18 protein-coding genes are annotated in these 18946 nt (G+C 39.3%); 13 read left to right on the forward strand and 5 right to left on the reverse strand.

What is annotated here, in order from left to right; all coding sequences use genetic code 11:
- Positions 1–252 precede the first annotated feature (252 nt).
- The 13 genes from HWV58_RS03805 to HWV58_RS03865 all read left to right on the forward strand — a co-directional run bounded on the left by HWV58_RS03805 (position 253) and on the right by HWV58_RS03865 (position 13610).
- Entirely contained in the window at positions 253–762 is a 510-nt protein-coding gene (locus tag HWV58_RS03805; RefSeq protein WP_175632825.1) for a hypothetical protein, read from the forward strand.
- A 55-nt stretch (positions 763–817) separates the two neighbouring features.
- The gene (locus tag HWV58_RS03810) at positions 818–2005 is read left to right on the forward strand and encodes a sensor histidine kinase (protein ID WP_175632826.1); all 1188 of its coding nucleotides are present in this window, start codon (positions 818–820) and stop codon (positions 2003–2005) included.
- A 17-nt stretch (positions 2006–2022) separates the two neighbouring features.
- Positions 2023–2724: a LytR/AlgR family response regulator transcription factor gene (locus tag HWV58_RS03815; RefSeq protein WP_175632827.1), complete on the forward strand. Its 702-nt coding sequence runs from the start codon at positions 2023–2025 to the stop codon at positions 2722–2724.
- Positions 2721–2963 carry a PqqD family protein gene (locus HWV58_RS03820; protein WP_175632828.1) on the forward strand — a complete coding sequence of 81 codons (243 nt, stop codon included), beginning with the start codon at positions 2721–2723 and terminating at the stop codon, positions 2961–2963. Before HWV58_RS03815 ends, HWV58_RS03820 begins: the two co-directional genes overlap by 4 nt.
- A gap of 21 nt (positions 2964–2984) precedes the next feature.
- Positions 2985–4052, forward strand: a complete 1068-nt coding sequence (locus tag HWV58_RS03825; protein WP_175632829.1) for an ATP-grasp domain-containing protein — start codon at positions 2985–2987, stop codon at positions 4050–4052.
- A 120-nt stretch (positions 4053–4172) separates the two neighbouring features.
- Complete coding sequence (locus HWV58_RS03830) at positions 4173–5516, forward strand: type III PLP-dependent enzyme domain-containing protein (RefSeq protein ID WP_175632830.1); 1344 nt, start codon at positions 4173–4175, stop codon at positions 5514–5516.
- A gap of 56 nt (positions 5517–5572) precedes the next feature.
- Positions 5573–7726 carry an urea transporter gene (locus tag HWV58_RS24570; RefSeq protein WP_175632831.1) on the forward strand — a complete coding sequence of 718 codons (2154 nt, stop codon included), beginning with the start codon at positions 5573–5575 and terminating at the stop codon, positions 7724–7726.
- Positions 7705–8847: a hypothetical protein gene (locus tag HWV58_RS03840; RefSeq protein ID WP_175632832.1), complete on the forward strand. Its 1143-nt coding sequence runs from the start codon at positions 7705–7707 to the stop codon at positions 8845–8847. The genes HWV58_RS24570 and HWV58_RS03840 overlap by 22 nt, the downstream gene beginning before the upstream one ends.
- Before the next feature lie 8 nt (positions 8848–8855).
- Entirely contained in the window at positions 8856–9458 is a 603-nt protein-coding gene (locus HWV58_RS03845) for a tetratricopeptide repeat protein (protein WP_175632833.1), read from the forward strand.
- 111 nt (positions 9459–9569) lie between these two features.
- Positions 9570–9761 carry a cold-shock protein gene (locus tag HWV58_RS03850; RefSeq protein WP_175632834.1) on the forward strand — a complete coding sequence of 64 codons (192 nt, stop codon included), beginning with the start codon at positions 9570–9572 and terminating at the stop codon, positions 9759–9761.
- A gap of 332 nt (positions 9762–10093) precedes the next feature.
- Positions 10094–10774 (forward strand): succinate dehydrogenase cytochrome b subunit, encoded by a 681-nt coding sequence (locus HWV58_RS03855; RefSeq protein ID WP_175632835.1) that lies wholly within the window; start codon positions 10094–10096, stop codon positions 10772–10774.
- Between the two features lie 19 nt (positions 10775–10793).
- A complete protein-coding gene (locus tag HWV58_RS03860; protein WP_175632836.1) occupies positions 10794–12773 on the forward strand; it encodes a fumarate reductase/succinate dehydrogenase flavoprotein subunit in 1980 nt (659 codons plus the stop codon).
- 66 nt (positions 12774–12839) lie between these two features.
- Positions 12840–13610: a succinate dehydrogenase/fumarate reductase iron-sulfur subunit gene (locus HWV58_RS03865; protein WP_175632837.1), complete on the forward strand. Its 771-nt coding sequence runs from the start codon at positions 12840–12842 to the stop codon at positions 13608–13610.
- 509 nt (positions 13611–14119) lie between these two features.
- Here HWV58_RS03865 and HWV58_RS03870 read toward each other — a convergent pair.
- From HWV58_RS03870 to HWV58_RS03890, 5 genes are all read right to left on the reverse strand, one after another.
- Complete coding sequence (locus HWV58_RS03870) at positions 14120–14818, reverse strand: energy transducer TonB (RefSeq protein WP_235972642.1); 699 nt, start codon at positions 14816–14818, stop codon at positions 14120–14122.
- A 187-nt stretch (positions 14819–15005) separates the two neighbouring features.
- Positions 15006–15740 (reverse strand): energy transducer TonB, encoded by a 735-nt coding sequence (locus tag HWV58_RS24400; protein ID WP_175632839.1) that lies wholly within the window; start codon positions 15738–15740, stop codon positions 15006–15008.
- Positions 15741–15766: 26 nt separating this feature from the next.
- Positions 15767–16405 (reverse strand): TonB-dependent receptor plug domain-containing protein, encoded by a 639-nt coding sequence (locus HWV58_RS03880; protein ID WP_175632840.1) that lies wholly within the window; start codon positions 16403–16405, stop codon positions 15767–15769.
- A gap of 17 nt (positions 16406–16422) precedes the next feature.
- Positions 16423–18399: a M56 family metallopeptidase gene (locus HWV58_RS03885; RefSeq protein ID WP_175632841.1), complete on the reverse strand. Its 1977-nt coding sequence runs from the start codon at positions 18397–18399 to the stop codon at positions 16423–16425.
- Positions 18396–18773 (reverse strand): BlaI/MecI/CopY family transcriptional regulator, encoded by a 378-nt coding sequence (locus HWV58_RS03890; RefSeq protein WP_039472733.1) that lies wholly within the window; start codon positions 18771–18773, stop codon positions 18396–18398. Before HWV58_RS03890 ends, HWV58_RS03885 begins: the two co-directional genes overlap by 4 nt.
- Between the last annotated feature and the right edge of the window lie 173 nt (positions 18774–18946).

Consider the following 18946-nt stretch of genomic DNA (forward strand, 5'->3'; position numbering starts at 1 on the left):
TTTTAATAAATCAAAATATGGGGACGGTGATTGTTAAAGTTTGTTAATGTTCTCAGCCACAAAATATATTAAGCTCCTTTTGAAGCGTTTTGGAACATAAGCCCGTTTTGTTAATTAATCCGTGTTCATCCTAAATTCATCATTGCGATTTAGTTTAGCGATTTACCGATTGATTATCAGTGTTTACCGATACTCTATAAAATTAATTTTTTTATTGTTACATATTTGAAACAGCAACAAAAACCGAATATTATGGCTTTAGCTCACATTAACCTCAGCGTAAAACAATATTTCAATTTTATGTGCCACAACGATTTTGAAAGAAGAATATTTCACGACAGTTACAGGGAATTTCAGAAGAAATCAAAGATATTCAGCCAAAACCAGCAGGCCCATACTTTTTCGCAAATGTTGCAGTTAAACGAAAAAGCAGGTTCATTACACCAGAAATTACAGTATTCGGTTATGCCGAGCATTGCAGCTTTAGAAGGTAAAATACCTGTATTGGGCGATCTGGATGGCAATGCATTAAGGTTCGATTGGGCCGAACTAAATATTTTGAGTTCCGATTTATTAAATAAAGCTGCCCACGTAGTTTCGCTAACCTATACCAGCCCAAAATTGGTATTACACGAAATTATAGGCGATTTACTGGTTTTAAGTTATTATAAAACAAATGGTAGTGGCGAAACCCTAATGGTAAAAATTACTGAAAACCTGATGGTAAATTACCAGGAAAGCAACAATTTGGTTTATAGTTAAACCCTATTGTACATTTCTGTAGCCCAGGCCCGAAAAAATATTATTAATTTGTAGCATGCAACAATTTAAGGCTCCAACTTTTATTATCCACGTGGCAGGTTGGCTTTTATTTCTAACCTTTCCATTGCTGTTCATTAATAACGAACAATCGGGGCAGAGTAGTTTGTTGTTGCTGGCATCGCCATTTTACTGGTTGTTTTGCCTTACGTACATGTTAATGTTTTATTTCAATGCCCTGGTGCTGGTGCCTAAGCTCATGTTCAAAAAGCGGTACCTGTTATACGTGGCAACTGTTTTGGGCTTATTTAGCTTTGTGTATTATGCCCAACCTTACGATAATCTGCTTGGACACAATAAAAGTGTAATGGCAGCGCTAAACGGAGGGGTTGATAAGCAGCCAAAAGGTTTAAACCAATCGCTGCAGCCGGGTAAGGATAGTGTAATTGGACCTAATGTAGAAATGCCTTTCGGACCCTTGCCCAATCAGGATTTGAGAATGCAGGACCCGAACCTGAAAAAACAGAAAGGGATTTTAGACCTGCACAGACCCGAAAATATTGATGTAATCAGTCTGTTTATTTTTATGATGATTATGGGTTTGAGTATTGCTACGAGTACCGTTGAGCGTTGGCAAAACGCCGAATCGAAAGTGGTTAAAGCAGAGGCCGAAAAGGCAACAGCAGAACTTTCCTTCCTTAAAGCACAAATCAATCCCCATTTTCTTTTCAATACCCTCAATAATATTTATACCCAGTCGGTCATTAATAGCGAACATACATCAGAAAGTATCATGAAGCTATCCAATATAATGCGGTATGTTACCGATGATGTAACGCAGGATTTTGTGCTGTTAAAGGATGAAATAGACTGTGTGCGCGATTACATTGAACTACAGCGTTTAAGGCTCGGGGCCGATGCCGAAATCAGTTTTCAGGTTACCGGGAAACCCGAAGGGAAAAAAATTGCGCCCTTAATTTTTATGACCTTTATCGAAAATGCCTTTAAGTACGGGGTAACCAAAAAAGAGAAAACCATTATCAGCATTAATCTGAGTATCGGTGCCGATAAAATTGATTTCTCATGCCGGAATAAAATTTACGCACATAAATCCAATTTAGAACGCTCGGGCATCGGCATTGCCAATACGCGCCAGCGCTTAACGCACTTATATCCGCAACAACACAGCTTAGATATTAAAAACACAGGCGAAATGTTTACCGTTAATCTTTGTGTAAATTGCTAACCTTTAACAGATAAATTATGGCCTTGAAATGTGTAGCTATAGATGATGAGCCTCTTGCACTCGAACTAATTAAGAATTATGTTTCCCGCTTTCCTGGGCTGCAATTGGTTCAGGTTTTTGAAGATGCGCTATCTGGTGCAGAGTACCTGAAGCAAAATCCGGTTGATTTGTTATTTGTAGATGTTAACATGCCCGATATAACAGGTGTTGAACTGGTGCGTAGTTTGGTAAACAGCCCGATGATTATTTTTACTACCGCTTACCGCAACTATGCCTTTGAAAGTTACGAGCTTCAGGCAATCGATTACCTGTTGAAACCGATAGATTTTAACCGTTTTACTGCAGCGGTAGAAAAAGCGGTCGATTTTCATAAATATAAAAATGCTACGCAGGAAAATACCAGTGATGAGAGCATTTATGTATACTCGGAATATAAAATGATTAAGATTTTGCTCCGCGATATCGAATACATAGAAAGTATGGGCGATTACCTTAAAATTTATCTGTGCAATGCAGATAAGCCGGTTTTAACCCTCATGACGATGAAAAAGGTGCTGGAAAAACTGCCCGAAGATCAGTTTGCCCGTGTGCATCGCAGTTTTATCGTGGCATTAACTAAAATTAAATCGATACACAACCGGAAAGTAAATTTAACCAATGCAGAATTGCCTATAGGCGATGCTTACAGCGGTTTTATCAACCAACAGAAAGGGATATGAAGTTAAAGGCGAACATAGCAACAAGTGAAAACGGATTTATTTTCAATCCGGCAACCGGCGATTCGTTTACCAGCAATACCATTGCAGCAGAGATTTTAACCTGTTTAAAAGCCGGGGAAAGCGAGATGGAAATTAAACAGAAAATCCTCGATCGATACGACGTAGAATTGTGCCAGCTGGAAAGAGATTGGGACGATTATATGTTGCAACTAAAGGAAGCAAATCTTTTAGATTTGTAACCCCGAAAAATAACACTAATCATGAGCGTTTCTCCCAACTTAAACCAAACCAAAACCTTAACCATTGCGGTTACAGGTTTAAATGCCAACGATAATCCCGGCCCCGGCCTGGGGGTAATCAGGGCGTTAAGGGCTGGTTTTGGAGAAAATTTGCGGATTATCGGACTGGCTTACGAAACCCTTGAGCCTGCCATTTATTTAAGCGATTTGGTAAATAAAACCTATCGCATTCCTTACCCAACCGCTGGAACGGAGGCCTTGAAAAAACGCTTACAGCAGATTCAGGAAATAGAACACATAGATGTGCTGATCCCGAATTTTGATGCAGAGCTGTTTAATTTTATTAAGCTGGAAAGAGAGCTCTTGAATATAGGCATTCATACCTTTTTACCTACTCACCAGCAGCTGGCAGCGCGTGATAAAGTAAATCTGCAGGCATTTGGGAATAATCATGGCTTTGATGTACCTGCCAGCGAAATCATTTTTAGCGCATCGGAACTTGATCAGATAGCAGATAAATTAGGCTTTCCGCTGGTAATAAAAGGTAAATTTTACGAGGCCACCGTAGTGCAGCATATTGGTGAGGCCTATAAAGCTTTTTACAAATTGCAGGCCAAATGGGGGCTTCCCATTATTGTGCAGCAATTTATTAAAGGTGCCGAAATTAACATTGCAGGCCTTGCCGATGGTAATGGGAATGCCCTTAGCGTAATCCCAATGCGTAAAATGTACATAACCGAAAAAGGTAAAGCCTGGGCCGGAATTACCATCACAGATGAAAAACTAATTAATCTGGCCAGGGAATTTGCCAAAGCAAGCCACTGGAAAGGCGGTTTCGAGCTCGAAATTATGCGCGATGACAAAGATGCTTTATATATTATGGAGGTTAACCCCCGCTTTCCGGCATGGATTTATTTATCGGTTGCCGCCGGGCAAAACCAACCCCAATTGCTGGTTGATTTGGCTTTGGGCAAGCCCGTACAAGCATTAACAGCATACACCGCAGGTAAAATGTTTGTCCGATATGCCTGGGATAATATTATTGACGTAGCTGAATTTCAAAAGTTATCGGCTTTTGGGGAACTGTAAAGATGAAAAGTTAGTAGGCGGAGAATTGGAATATCAGCGCTTTGAAATTTATTGGCTTTAGCCTTAAACTTCGTGTCCCTCTGTGAAAGCTTTGTGCCCTTTGTGGTTAAAAAATAGAAGATGAAACAAAAATACGAACGACCAACCATCAGGAAAATGAATACCGGGCTTATGAACAAGTTTGGTACCCGTACTGATTTTGATCCTGTGGAAAGCATTGATGGCGTTGTAGTTAAAGATCTTGTTGAGCAATACGGTTCGCCGGTTTTTGTCTTGGCCGAAAAACAGATCAGACGCAATTACCAGGCGGCACTTCGGTCGTTTAAAACACGTTACCCGAAAGTACAGTTTGCCTGGAGTTACAAAACCAATTACCTGAACGCTGTTTGTAAGGTTTTCCATCAGGAGGGAAGCTGGGCCGAAGTTGTATCTGGTTTCGAATATCATAAAGCTTTGGGTAATGGCGTGGCCGGTCATCAGATTATCTTTAATGGGCCTGATAAAAAGGAAGCCGATTTAATCCTCGCGATAGAAAATCATTCGCTTATCCATATCGATCATTTCGACGAGCTTTATTTGCTTATCCGGATTACCGAGCGCATCAATAAAACGGCAAAGGTGGCCATCAGGGTTAATTTTGATACAGGCGTTTATCCGATTTGGGATCGGTTTGGCTTTAACTACGAAAATGGCCAGGCCTGGACTGCTATTACCAAAATTTCGAAAGCCGATAAATTGGAGCTTGTAGGCTTGCATTGCCACATTGGTACCTTCATGTTATCAACGGCTGCTTATGGAGTTGCCGCAACCAAACTTTGCCAGCTGGCGTTGCGTTGCAAAAACGAATTTCAAAATCCAATACAATATTTAGACCTGGGTGGTGGGTTTCCATCAACCAATACCTTAAAAGGCGCTTATTTGCCGGGTGTTGATACCGTTCCAAGTGTCGAAGATTTTGCCGAAACCATTACCAATACCATTTTGGAAGCTGGCTTTACCACTGATGAACTGCCGCTGTTAATTTTAGAAAGCGGGCGGGTATTGATTGATGATGCCGGTTATTTAATAGGAAGTGTTTTGGCTAATAAAAGATTAAGCGATGGAAGAAGGGCTACCATTCTCGATTTTGGTATCAATATCCTGTTTACCTCCAGTTGGTACGACCATAAAATAAGTGTGGCAAAAGAAGCAGGGCAGTACACCGAAGAAACTGTTTTGTTCGGGCCACTCTGTATGAATATAGATGTAATTAGAGAGAGTATTATGTTGCCGCTTTTAGAGCGGGGCGACCAGGTAGTGGTGCATAAAGTTGGCGCTTACAACATGACCCAGTGGATGCAGTTTATCAATATGCGGCCTGCTGTTGTGCTGATCGATCAGCAAGCTAAAAGCCATCTGATCAGGAAACCAGAAACATTGGCTTATTTAGAAATGATGGAGGAAGTACCCGATTACTTAAAATAAAACCATTAAAGAAGTCAGGTTTTTAAAACTTCACTCCTTTAAAATGAAACAAGAATTTGAGAAAAAATCTACAATATTACCTAAGCGCTGCTTTAAATAGTTACGCCATCCTGTTCTTCTCGCAGAACCGGATTTTAGGTGTACTGTTGCTGGTGGTATCTTTTTTTAATGTAAATGCAGGGCTGTCGGGCTTAATTTGTGTACTAGGCTCCTTAGCGCTGGTTACCGCATTGGGTTTTAAAAAAGATGATATTAAATCGGGACTTTATAGCTTTAATTCACTTCTGTTGGGGATTGGTTTCGGTACTTTTTTTAGCTTTAATTTGGCTTTCTTGCTGTGGCTGGCTACGGCTTGTTTGTTATGTGTCGTTTTAAGTATTACCCTGAGTTCGTTGTTAGGTAAATATGCCTTGCCGGCACTTTCTGTCCCTTTTGTGCTTAGTTTTTGGATGGTTTTAGTTGCTGCAAACGGGTATTTAGGTATGGGTTTACTGCAAAAAGGGAGTTCATTGATCTTTGAACTGAACAGTAATTCACCATCTCACTTTACCCGGCTTTGCCATCTTTTCGATCACCTGAGTGTACCCGCCTATGTGTTACTTTTCTTGAGGTCGGTTAGTGCAATCCTGTTTCAGAATAGTGTGCTTGCCGGGATCATTATCAGCATTGGGTTTTTAATTCATTCGCGTATTAGTTTTAGCCTGCTGGTAATTGGCTTTATTGCGTCATGTATAATAAACCAGCTTACCGGAACTTATCCTGGTGGAATAAGTAATTACTATCTGGGTGCAAATTTTATGATGGTAAGTTGTGCTATCGGTGGTTTTTTCTTAATCCCCTCATGTCGCTCTTATTTGTGGGCAATTGCTGTAATTCCCTTTACTTTTCTGGTTTTAAACGGACTTTCGCGCATGCTGCTGGTGTATAATCTTCCGGTGCTTTCAATGCCATTTTGTTTGGTTACCCTTGGCTTGTTGTATTTTTTCATGCTCAGGAAAAAGCCAGGCAAATTGCAGCTTACATCGCTCCAGCATTATTCTCCCGAAACCAACTTATATCAGTTTTTAAACGGGCAACAGCGACTAAAAGATTTTAAGTATTTCAACTTAAGCTTGCCGTTTATGGGTGCATGGACAGTCTCGCAAGGTTATGAAGGCCAAATTACGCACAAAAACGAATGGCAACACGCTTTGGATTTTGTGTTAAAAGATATTGATGATAAAAGTTACCAGCTACCGGGCATAAAGCCCGAGGATTATTACTGTTTTAACAAACCTGTTTTAGCTGTTGGTGATGGCCAGGTGCAGGAAGTAATTGCGCATATAGATGATAATGCGATTGGACAGGTTAACCTGCAACAAAACTGGGGCAATACCATCGTAATTAAGCATGCCGAAAATTTATACAGTAAAGTTTCGCATTTAAAAAAGAACAGTGTAAAAGTTAAAGCCGGCGATTATGTAAAGCAGGGTGATACTATTGCCCTTTGTGGCAATTCTGGCCGCTCGCCCGAGCCGCACTTGCATTTTCAGGTGCAATGCACTCCTTACATTGGCTCTAAAACTTACCCTTATCCCTTTGCTTATTTCACTGTTGTTGGTCAGGCTGAATTAAAAACATTCGAAACTCCACAAGAGGGCAGTAGCATTGAACGACCTGAAATAAATCCCTATTTAAAAAATGCCTTTCACTTTCAGCCGGGCTACATAACTAGTGTTACAGATGATAACGGACATGCCGAAACCTGGGAAGTATTTACCGACGATTTTAACGTAACCTACTTTTTCTGCCACGAAAATCAGGCTGTTGCCTATTTTGTAAATAATGCCAATATATTTTATTTCACCAGGTTTTACGGCGATAAAAATGCTTTGCTCTTCCGTTTTTATCAGGTGGCCTATAAAGTTAATTATTCCGCGCAACCAGTGGCCGATAGTTTTGCTACTGATGCTGAAAGTTTTAACCCGGCTTTATGGTTGCAGGATATAATGGCTCCCTTCTATAACTTTATCCAAAATACCTATAGCAATGCAATTGAAACAAAAGCAAACGGGCTAACTGTACATGCAGCCGTGGGCCGACAGCTTCTGGGTAAACATAAGCATTTAATAAAGGCTGAAATATTGGTAGGTAACAAAGGGATTGAGGGCTTTACCATGCAATATCGAAACAAACAGTTAAAAGTAAAATGGGAAACAAGTTCAGTTTAACGATCCTGCTTTTAATTGTTTGGATAACAGTTAGTAAAGCGCAAAGCAGCTATCAGGTAACCGATAGTACTTCTTTAGCACTTTTTAATGCCGCCGAATGGCAGCAGCTTATCGTTTTTGGCAAAGAGGCAATCAGTAATGGAGACGATTTTCCTTTGCTTCGGTTGCGCATTGCTTATGCCTCGTTTGTGCGGGGTAATTATATCGACGCATTGGTTCAGTACAATAAAGTGTTGGCGAATGACAGGCATAACCAGATAGCCTTATACTATGCTTATTTATGTAATATTTATTTAAACCGGCCGGAGAACGCCGGTTGGTTTGCCGCTGCTTTAGATTCCGCAAAGGTTGAGGGCAAACAGTTAAGGTCTTTTAAAATTATTTCGCTAGGGGCCGAGAGTGGAATCAAGTTTACCAATATCTACGAAAGAGGTAATTCTTCCTATTCGAGGGCTTTTGTTGATTTCAGCCTCGCTTACAGGTTAAATTTATCTACGTCCTTTTCGTACTATTACCAACCCATTCATAATGATCACATTATTCAGCCGGGCTACTATGCAAAATTGAGTTATACGCCTTTTAAGAGATTTAGTTTTGTAGGAGCATATCATTACATGCGGTCTGATTTAAGGCAACTGGTATATCAGAATAATGCCAGCTTATTGGGTGTTAAATTTGCAGGCGATGCCGGCGATTTCCAGGGCGATTTTATCTTATCGCAAATTGGCGATGAAAAAACAAGGCAGTATAATATGCAGTTTGTAAGGTATTTATCAGGCAACCTGAATTTTTACAGCATTAGCCGCTTTTCACTTGTTGATGTGTTAAGTGAGCATAATATGGTTGTACAGCAATTGTTTGGCTTTAAGCCTGTCAGTAAGCTTTGGTTTGAAGGCGTTGTAACCCTGGGCAACCAGTACAATTACGCAGAGGCCGATGCGCTATATTTTTATAATGGCTTTGATAAAACGAAATTTAAGGCTGGCGCAAACTGTTATTTTTTGTTAAAACAGCGGCTACTTTTAGGATTGAATTATACATTTGAGCGTAAATCTGATAATATCTTTAAATTTAACTATTTACAACATTCAATTAACGGCGGCATTACATGGAATTTTTAAAACAATTTATGGTCTTTGCAATTCTGGGCTTATCCGTATTTGAGGTAAATGCCCAAAGCAGTGCTGCATTGCAAAAGGCCTTTCAGAATAGTTATAACAACGAGAGTAAAAAGAGTTATGCCGAGGCCATAAGTGATATTATGCCTTTTTATGCCGAAAATAATTACGAAGCTAACCTCCGCATCGGCTGGCTGTATTATTTGGCCAAAAATTATACCGCATCGCAAAATTATTATAACAGGGCCATCATTGCACGGCCAAATTCAGTAGAAGCACGGTTTGGTTTAATCAAAGCACTGTCGTTGTTAAGCAGTTGGGAGAAAGTGATGGAGCAGTATAACAGCATTCTTAAAATTGATCCCCAAAATACACAGGCAAACTATTGGGCAGGTGTAATTATCTACAACCGGAAACAGTATACCAACGCATCCAGGTATTTTGCCCGGGTAGTAGCTTTGTATCCATTTGATTATGATGGCAACCACATGTTAGGCTGGTCTTTATTGTTTTCAGGCAGAAAACCCGAGGCAAAGGCCTGTTTCGAACGCGCATTATTAATAAAACCTGGCGATACATCGAGCACCGATGGGCTAAACAGATCGGTTAAATAGGGCCTAACAGGCAATTAATCAATATATTTAGCATTTATTTATGCATTAAAAATAAAAAATTGATTTATAGGTATTTAACCATATCTTTGGTGCAAATTAAAATACAATATAATGCAACAAGGAACAGTAAAATTTTTTAATGAAACTAAAGGTTTTGGATTTATCATCCCTTCAAATGGCGATGCCGAAATTTTTGTTCATGCTTCAGGCTTAATTGACACCATTCGCGAGAATGATACCGTAAACTACGAAGTAGAAGAAGGTAGAAAAGGCCTAAACGCGGTAAATGTAAAAGTAGCTTAAGAAAACTCAAACACATAAATCGTAAAAGGTCCCGATGTAAATCGGGACCTTTTTTTATGCTATTGATTTTTACCCGTCATTGCGAAGAGGAACGACGAAGCAATCTTATTAAAAAATTTTAGGTTGGAACCCAATAGAGATTGCTTCGTTCCTCGCAATGATGAATTTTCTAACATAAAAACCTTAAAAATCCAATAATCTTCCAAATATTTCAGAATATGCTTTAGAATGTTTCTAAATAAATGTTTTATCGTTGTTTTGTCATATTCGTTTATAAATTAAACTCATAATTAAATACTTTTGCAAGAAATATAGATATAAATCCTAATCAAATGAGTGGTTTCGGAAATGCGCTTTCTTCATCAATAGGGAAGAAATTCATCATGGGTATTACAGGTTTGTTCCTGATACTTTTTTTAATTGTACACTGTTTTATTAATGCATTAATTTTCATTAATGATGGTGGCTTAACCTTTAACATTGGGGCACACTTTATGGCTACCAACTGGTTAATCAGGGCAGGTGAAATTGTGTTGTTTATTGGTTTGCTTGTACACATTTTTCAGGCATTGAGGTTAACCCTGCAAAACCAAAAAGCCAGACCAGTTAAATATGCAGTGAACGATGGTAAAGCTAATAGTAAGTGGTATAGCCGCTCAATGGGATTATTGGGAACGCTATTGCTTATTTTCTTAGTGGTTCACTTAAAAGATTTTTGGGTAGTTTCTCGTTTTACCGGAATTCCAACGGTAGATGCGAATGGCCACGAAGACCTTTATGCCGTAATGAGAGAGAAATTCCAGGATCCGGTAAGGGTTGCGGTGTACATCTTAGCTATGTTTTCTTTATGCTACCACTTATTGCATGGTTTTGCTTCGGCTTTCCAGACATTAGGCTGGAACCACTCAAAATATAACGGTATAATAAAAGGCTTAGGCGTTTGGTATTCGATTATTATTTCGATCCTTTTCGCAGCAATGCCAATTGCAGTTTATGCAGGTTTAATTAATTAGTTTTTAGCACAAAAGAGATATGTCAGATATTAATTCAAATATTCCAGAAGGCGATTTAACAAGCAAATGGACTAAGTATAAGTCTTCTGTGCCTTTGGTTAACCCATCGAACAAAAGAACAATTGAAGTAATTATTGTAGGCTCGGGTTTAGCAGGTGCTTCGGCAGCAGCTACTTTAGCCGAAATGGGTTACAAAGTTAAATGTTTCTGTTTTCAGGATTCACCACGTAGAGCGCACTCTATTGCAGCTCAGGGTGGTATCAATGCCGCAAAAAATTATCAGAATGATGGCGATAGTATTTATCGCTTGTTTTACGATACCATTAAAGGAGGTGATTACCGCGCCCGCGAAGCAAACGTGCACCGTTTGGCAGAGGTAAGTGCCAATATTATCGATCAGTGTGTTGCCCAGGGTGTGCCTTTGGCACGCGAGTATGGCGGTTTATTAGATAACCGTTCATTTGGTGGTACACAGGTTCAGCGTACTTTTTATGCTGCGGGTCAAACTGGTCAGCAGTTATTGTTAGGTGCTTATTCTGCTTTAGAACGCCAGATTGGTATGGGGAAAGTAGAAATGTACACCCGCCACGAAATGCTTGAGGTAGTTAAAATCGATGGCAAGGCACGTGGTATTATTGCCCGTAACTTAATTACAGGCGAAATCGAGCGTCACTTTGGTCATGCAGTAGTATTGGGAACAGGTGGTTACGGAAACGTATTCTATCTTTCTACCAACGCTATGGGTAGTAACGTTACAGCAGCATGGAAAGCACATAAGCAAGGTGCTTACTTTGCAAACCCTTGCTACACGCAAATTCACCCAACCTGTATTCCTGTTTCGGGCGATCACCAGTCTAAATTAACCCTAATGTCTGAATCGTTACGTAACGACGGAAGAATCTGGGTGCCTAAAAAGAAAGATGATAACCGTAAAGCTTCAGAAATTCCTGAAGATGAAAGAGATTATTACTTAGAGCGCCGTTATCCTGCTTTTGGTAACCTGGTTCCACGTGATGTGGCTTCGCGTGCCGCTAAAGAGCGTTGCGATGCAGGTTATGGCGTAGGATCTTCTAAACTGGCTGTTTATCTTGATTTTAAAGCCAATACCGAGCGTTACGGAAAAATCGAAGCTGCTAAAGCTGGTAATCATAATCCCGATAAAGAAACCTGCATGCGTTTAGGTACTGCAGTAATTAAAGAGAAATATGGTAACCTGTTCGATATGTACGCACAGATTACCGGCGAAAACCCTTACGAAACGCCAATGCGTATTTACCCTGCGGTACACTATACCATGGGTGGACTCTGGGTTGATTATAACTTAATGACTTCGGTACCGGGCTTATATTGCACCGGAGAGGCTAACTTCTCTGATCACGGCGCGAACCGCTTAGGTGCATCGGCTTTAATGCAAGGTTTGGCAGATGGTTATTTCGTTTTACCTTACACCATTGGTGCTTATTTATCAAAAGAAATTTCTACTAAAGCTATTCCAACTGATCACCCTGCATTTGTGGAGGCAGAAGAAAGAGCTGTAGGCATTTTAAATACCCTGATCAACATTAAGGGAACTAAATCTGTAGATCATTTCCACAAGCGTTTAGGTAATATCATGTGGGAAAAATGTGGTATGGCCCGTAACGAGAAAGGCTTAAACGAAGCCATTCAGGAAATCAGAGCCCTGCGCGAAGAATTCTGGAAAGATGTACGCGTACCAGGTGTTGCCGGAGAGCTTAACCCTGAACTGGAGAAAGCAGGCCGTGTAGCCGATTTCATCGAGCTTGGGGAGTTAATGTGTATCGATGCATTAAACCGTAACGAGAGTTGTGGTGGCCACTTCCGCGAAGAATACCAAACGGAAGAAGGCGAGGCATTACGTGATGATGAGAACTACGCATACGTTGCCGCATGGGAATTTAAAGAAGGTGTAAACTTCGAACTTCATAAAGAAGAACTGAAGTTTGATAATATTAAAGTAGCACAAAGAAGTTATAAATAGCAGAGTGCGTAGGGCATAGCGTTTTCCAGCGCTTTGCCCCATGCTCCCCGCCTAAATCTCAATATCATGAGTACAGGAAATATGAACTTAACGCTAAAAGTTTGGCGTCAAAAAAATAACAATACCAAAGGTGCTTTGGTTGATTATAAATTATCCGGTATTTCGCCAGATATGTCTTTCTTGGAGATGTTCGATGTGTTAAACGAAGATCTGATCAATAAAGGCGAAGAACCAGTGGTGTTCGATCACGATTGCCGCGAAGGTATTTGTGGAATGTGTTCGATGTTCATCAACGGTCGTCCGCACGGACCAAAAGATTTGGTTACTACCTGTCAGTTGCACATGCGTTCATTTAAAGATGGTGATACTATTGTAGTAGAGCCATGGAGAGCAGCAGCGTTCCCGGTAGTGAAAGATTTAACTGTAGATCGTTCTGCATTTGACAGGGTTATTGCTGCAGGTGGTTTCATTTCGGTAAATACCGGTAATGCACAAGATGCCAATAACCTGCCTATTCCTAAAATGCAGGCTGATGCCGCTTTTGAAGCTGCAGCATGTATTGGTTGTGGTGCCTGTGTAGCGACTTGTAAAAATGCTTCTGCAATGCTTTTCGTATCGGCTAAGGTCTCTCAATTGGCTTTATTGCCACAAGGTCAGCCAGAGCGTTATCGTCGTGTACAAAGCATGGTTGCTCAAATGGATGCAGAAGGTTTTGGTAACTGTACCAATACTGGTGCCTGTGAGGCAGAATGTCCTAAAGGAATTTCTTTAGAAAACATCGCCCGCATGAACCGCGATTTTGCCACTGCGAAATTCATTTCTGAAGAAACCGTTTAAAAATATACTGTGCATCCAGTTTAACAGCTGGATTGTTAAGCCTCCACCTAGTGGGGGCTTTTTAGTTTTATAACGTGTGGTATGGCGTATTGGTTTTATATCCTTAATCATTTCAAAGCATTGAAAGCTAAGATCAAACCGGTTAAAAACATGATAAAATTGGTATTTGTGAAAATGAAGCTAAAATAAATTTCAGTAATTTTTTGAGCCATTGTTGAACTGTAATTAACTATCATTTTAACATTTAGGCCCAGTATTGAAAACATATGAAACACTAAAGCTTAAAATCGAAAGTTAGGACAAGAATTTACGAACAAAATAAAAGTTTGCGAAACTGATAATAATTTTATGTATGCATATTAAAATTTTGCTTAAATGGAAATTTTATTCTGTATTATTTGCATATACATTAAAGTTTTTCTAAATTTATTGCTCCGAGACAGGAGAGAAAACATAAAACCCCGGCAATTTTTGCTGGGGTTTTGTGTTTTTTGAATTAAGAAAGGTGATTAGTTAAGCGCGAAATTAACGTTGATGTTATATTTTACACGTACTGGTACGCCAAACTGAATACCTGGATTCCATTTTGGTGAACCGGAAATTACCCTTATCGCTTCCTCGTTAATATCATCACTAACACCGCGAATTATTTTTATGTTGCTCAACTCACCGTCTTTTTCTACAATGAATGAAAGAAATACCCTGCCCTGAACCTTATTTCTTGCCGATTCTTTTGGGTATTTGATATTAGCGTTTAAATACTGATAAAAAGCTTTTAAACCGCCCGGAAATTCAGGCTGTTTCTCTATGGTAACAAAATCGAATGTTCCGCTGGCAATCGAATCTCTTGATGGTTTAACCTTAGCACCTGCCTTCATTACCATATCAGGTTTATTTGCAATATTAAGCTTGGCTATCTTTTCTTTAAGGGCAATACTTTCAGCGGTGTTTTGTTTTGCCTTGGTAAATACAAGGAGCAGGCCATTGTTATCATTAATTCCAAATAGGGCAGTTTTATTTTTGTCTTTTAAAATGGTTACAGACTCAATGTCTTCTTTTTTAAATTTACGCAGGGTATCCATCCCGTTTACCAATAAGGTGCCATCTAAAATAACGGCTGGTTTATCAGTTGATTTATTTACTTCCTGCGCGTGCAGGGCAGAAAAAAGTGTTAAAAGACTGAGGAGTGTAAATAGATATTTTTTCATGCCCAAATATAACATTTGTTGGCTTCTGCGTATGGCCAGAGGTTAACATAAGTGTATTTTTACTGAACTCTTGTTTTTGTGCCACGTGGAACCTCAATTAATACTGCTTTTATATTTGAAGCAGTTACGCAAAAAATAAAATCTCCGGTCATTTATTAACCGGAGATTTGATATCAAAAATATTTAATTAACTAAGCGTAAAATTGATGTTCATTACATATTTGCTTCGCACAGGAATTCCTTTCTCTAGCCCAGGATTCCAGCGTGGTGATGATTTCATTGCTCTGATCGCTTCTTCATCGGTTTCTTTGCTGAGGCTTTTAATTACTGTTATATTGGATAGGCTACCATCTTCTTCTACATTGAATGAGAGCATAACTTTGCCCTGCACATTATTTTTTTGGGCTACTTTAGGATACTTAATGTTTTTGGCCAGATAACGATATAAATTAGTCAGTCCACCCTCGTATTCTGGCGTTTTGGTGTCAGGTTGCTGAAGGCTTGCTGTCTTGTTATTGCCAGCTTTGGCAAGGTCGAAATTTATAGCCATGTTGTACTTTACACGTACTGGTTTGCCATTTTGCATTGCCGGGCTCCATTTTGGCGACTGTTTAAACAATCGGATGGCTTCTGCATTGGTTTCCGGGCTTAGGCCCCGTAAAACTACAATATCTGTTAATTTGCCATCCTTTTCTACTACAAACGAAAGCAACACACGGCCTTGGGTTTTGTTCTTTTTGGCAATTTCAGGATACTTTATTTCCTTTTTAACATATTCGTAAAACTTAGGCATCCCGCCCGGATATGCCGGTTGCTTTTGTACCGATACAAAATCGTATACTTTAGCGTCTTTGTTTTGTGCTTTTACCTGATTAATAAACATGGCACAGCCCATTAGGGCTAAAATCATTAGCTTTCTCATGGTTTTTTAATTAAAAGGTTAATTGTTTAATTCTTCTGTTGAAGCGGGATTGCGTTTTTAGTTGTAATAATAATTACGCCGTTATTCGCCTTGTCGCCATAAAGCTTTTTGGCAGCTTCATCTTTTAAAACCTCAATAGATTTAATATTGTCCTGATCTAAAGTCATGGTACTATCTTTTTCTTTGCCATCTACGATATACAAAGGAGATGAAGCACCATTTTTTAGTTTAATGCCAAGTTTTGAAATAGAAAAGCCTGATTCATTAGTGGTGCCCGACTGTGCAATGCCAGGGCGAATGGTGAGACCAGAAATTTTTCCTTTCAGATTTGAATCCAGATTGTCGTTTGAAATAATAGTGCTATTGCCCAGCGTTGAGCTTTTTGTTTTAATTTCTATTACCCCGGCAATACCATCAGCACCGTATACCGAAACCGCACTGCTGTCTTTAAGGATGCTTATAGATTCTATATTATCGGGTTCCAGCCCGATCTGGTTAATATCCCTGCTATATTGCTTATTGCCGTCAATTACAATTAACGGTTTTACTGTACCATATGACGAATTACCACGCAATTTAATGGTTGTGGTTTTAGAACCTTCTGTTTGGGCAAAACTTGCCAGGGCTAATCCCATTGCAAAGGTAAAAACGATTATTTTTTTCATAATGGTTATGTATTAAGTTAGAATTTTTTACCGAACTCGAAAAGTGGAGCATTCTTATCGATGCTGAGTTCTTTTATTTCAGGCTTTCTGAAAGTGCTATTTTTTGATACTTTGGTAGTAATGAGTATTGCTCCACCTTTAGCAGCCATACCATAAAGATCAATAGCTGCCTGATCTTTTAATACTTCAATAGATTCGATATTGTTTGGGTTTATAGTGCTTAATGGAGTGTTTTCAGCAAGCTTTACGCCATCCAAAACTACTAATCCGTTAAATTTAATATCGTTCCGGTTTTTAATGCTTAGTGGGGTTTTAACAGATTTTACTTCGCCATCGCTCAGCGAAAAATTAACATTAATGTTGTATTTTACCCGCACAGGTAAGCCATTCTGAATACCGGGATGCCACTTGGGCGATGCTTTAATAACCCTTAAGGCCTCTTCATCAGTACCGCTACCTAAGCCCCTTGTAATCATTACATCGCTTAATGCACCATTTTTTTCTACCACGAACGATAAAAATACTTTTCCCTGTACATTTCTTTCTTGTGCCAGTTCAGGATATTTAATCGCACCACTTAGATATTTGTAAAATTTGGCTATCCCTCCCGGAAATTCAGGTTGTTTTTCTATCGAAACAAAATCATAAACCTTTTTATCCTGATCGGGTTCGAGGTTACCCTCTTGCGCGGTTAAGTTGGGTAGGTAGGAAACAACCGTAACTTTATTCAGATTGGTATAACCAGCTGGTTTAGGCAATGTTTTGTTTTTAAATTCTTCTGAAGATTCGGGAATGTTAAAACTTACGGTAAGTGCATATTTGCCATCAGCTATCTTTTTGTAGTCTTTGTACGATAAAATGGATTTCATTACTTCCTCATCGCAACCTGCTCCCAGTTCAACATTTGAAGAAACATTTACAATCCTGCCGTTTTTGATGCTGAATTTAACCTGGGCGTTGCCCTGTACCTCGTAACTGTTGGCAAATGCCGGATATTTAATGTTTTGCGACAAGAACCGGTAAAAACCATTCCAGTTGGCATTGGTCTTACCTTCAATAGAAACTTTGTGTACTGCCGGCGCTTCGGTTGGCACTTCAGTAACCATTTGTTGTACCATTTCTATCGGCTTTTCTAACCGGATGTTATCGGTAATGGAGATTAACTTCTCGTTTTTACGTACCGTTGCCGAAGAGAATACGATAAGAATTGCAAACAAAGGGATGAAAATTCCATACTTCATAATGGCGATCTTTTTAGACCGCTCTTTATGAAGCATGAAAATTCTTTTTTTGATTAGCGATTTGTCTAGAAAATTGTTGGTTAATGCATTTGGCGAAATGCCGAACGATTTGCTGAGCAGCAGCATTGCATATTCGGCTTTATCACCCTGATATGCTGCTGCCAGCTCGTCTGCCAAAAACTCGTGTATATTTTTAATTGCCTTTTTATAGAGGTATATAATGGGGTTTAGCCAGGTAATGATCCCTAAAATTTCAAAAAACAAAATATCAACGGTATGCCATTGCTTAATGTGTGCCTGCTCATGGATATCGATTACGTCCATTTGAGGCAGATTCTGGTCGATAATTTTTTTGCCGAAAAAAGAAAAAGCCACTCCGGCTCTTCCCGGTACCAGCATTTTTTTTACCGCCAGTAAGTTAAATACCAATCTACCTAAGAAAAACAGGATACCCGCACAATAGATATAAACAAAGGCGTTTGCCCAAATCAGGCCGTTAGTGCGCTCTGATACTACTGTAGCTTGCTGTAATACGGCTTCCCAGTTAACTGTAGTATAAACCTGCTGGGCGGCCTTATGTTCGGTAAGCCATTCTAAACGAATGAATGGAATACATAAAGAAAGCACTCCGGCAGATACCAGATAAATACGATTTAGCGTAAAATAGGTTTCCTTATCCAGCAGCAGTTTATAAACACCGTAAAAAACAACCAAGTATAGGTTTACCTGCAATAGGTAGTGGGCAAAACTCATTTTGGCTTGTGTTTAATGTTATTGATCATTTTTAAAATCTCATCAACATCACTTAAATCCAGCTTTTCTTCTTTAACGAAGAAAGAGAACATGCTCTCAACCGAATTTTCGAAGTAATTGCCCAACAGTTTTTCTGTTGCATGGCGCTTATACTCTTCTCTGCTCACTAAGGGATAATACTGATGTGCTTTCCCGAATGCCTCATGACCAATAAATCCTTTGGTTTCAAGGATTCTGATAATGGTTGAAACGGTGTTGTAAGCCGGCTTTGGAAGTGGGAGTTCATCAATTACTTCTTTGACGAAGGCTTTTTCCAGTTGCCATAAAACCTGCATAATCTGCTCTTCGGCTTTAGTTAAATCTTTAATTTCCATCATGGTAATAATAATAATAAGGACAGGCAAAATAATTTGCTTAAACTAAAGTTAAAACTAATTGGTTAGTTATCCAAATTTTATTTGATAAATATTAGAAAAAAATAAAGGGCAGTCTGATTGGATAGCTTACTAAAGTAAAAGCTGGAAATTAGACGGGAGAATAAGCTTTT

Source organism: Pedobacter ghigonis (assembly GCF_903166585.1).
In the GTDB taxonomy this organism is placed as follows: domain Bacteria; phylum Bacteroidota; class Bacteroidia; order Sphingobacteriales; family Sphingobacteriaceae; genus Pedobacter; species Pedobacter ghigonis.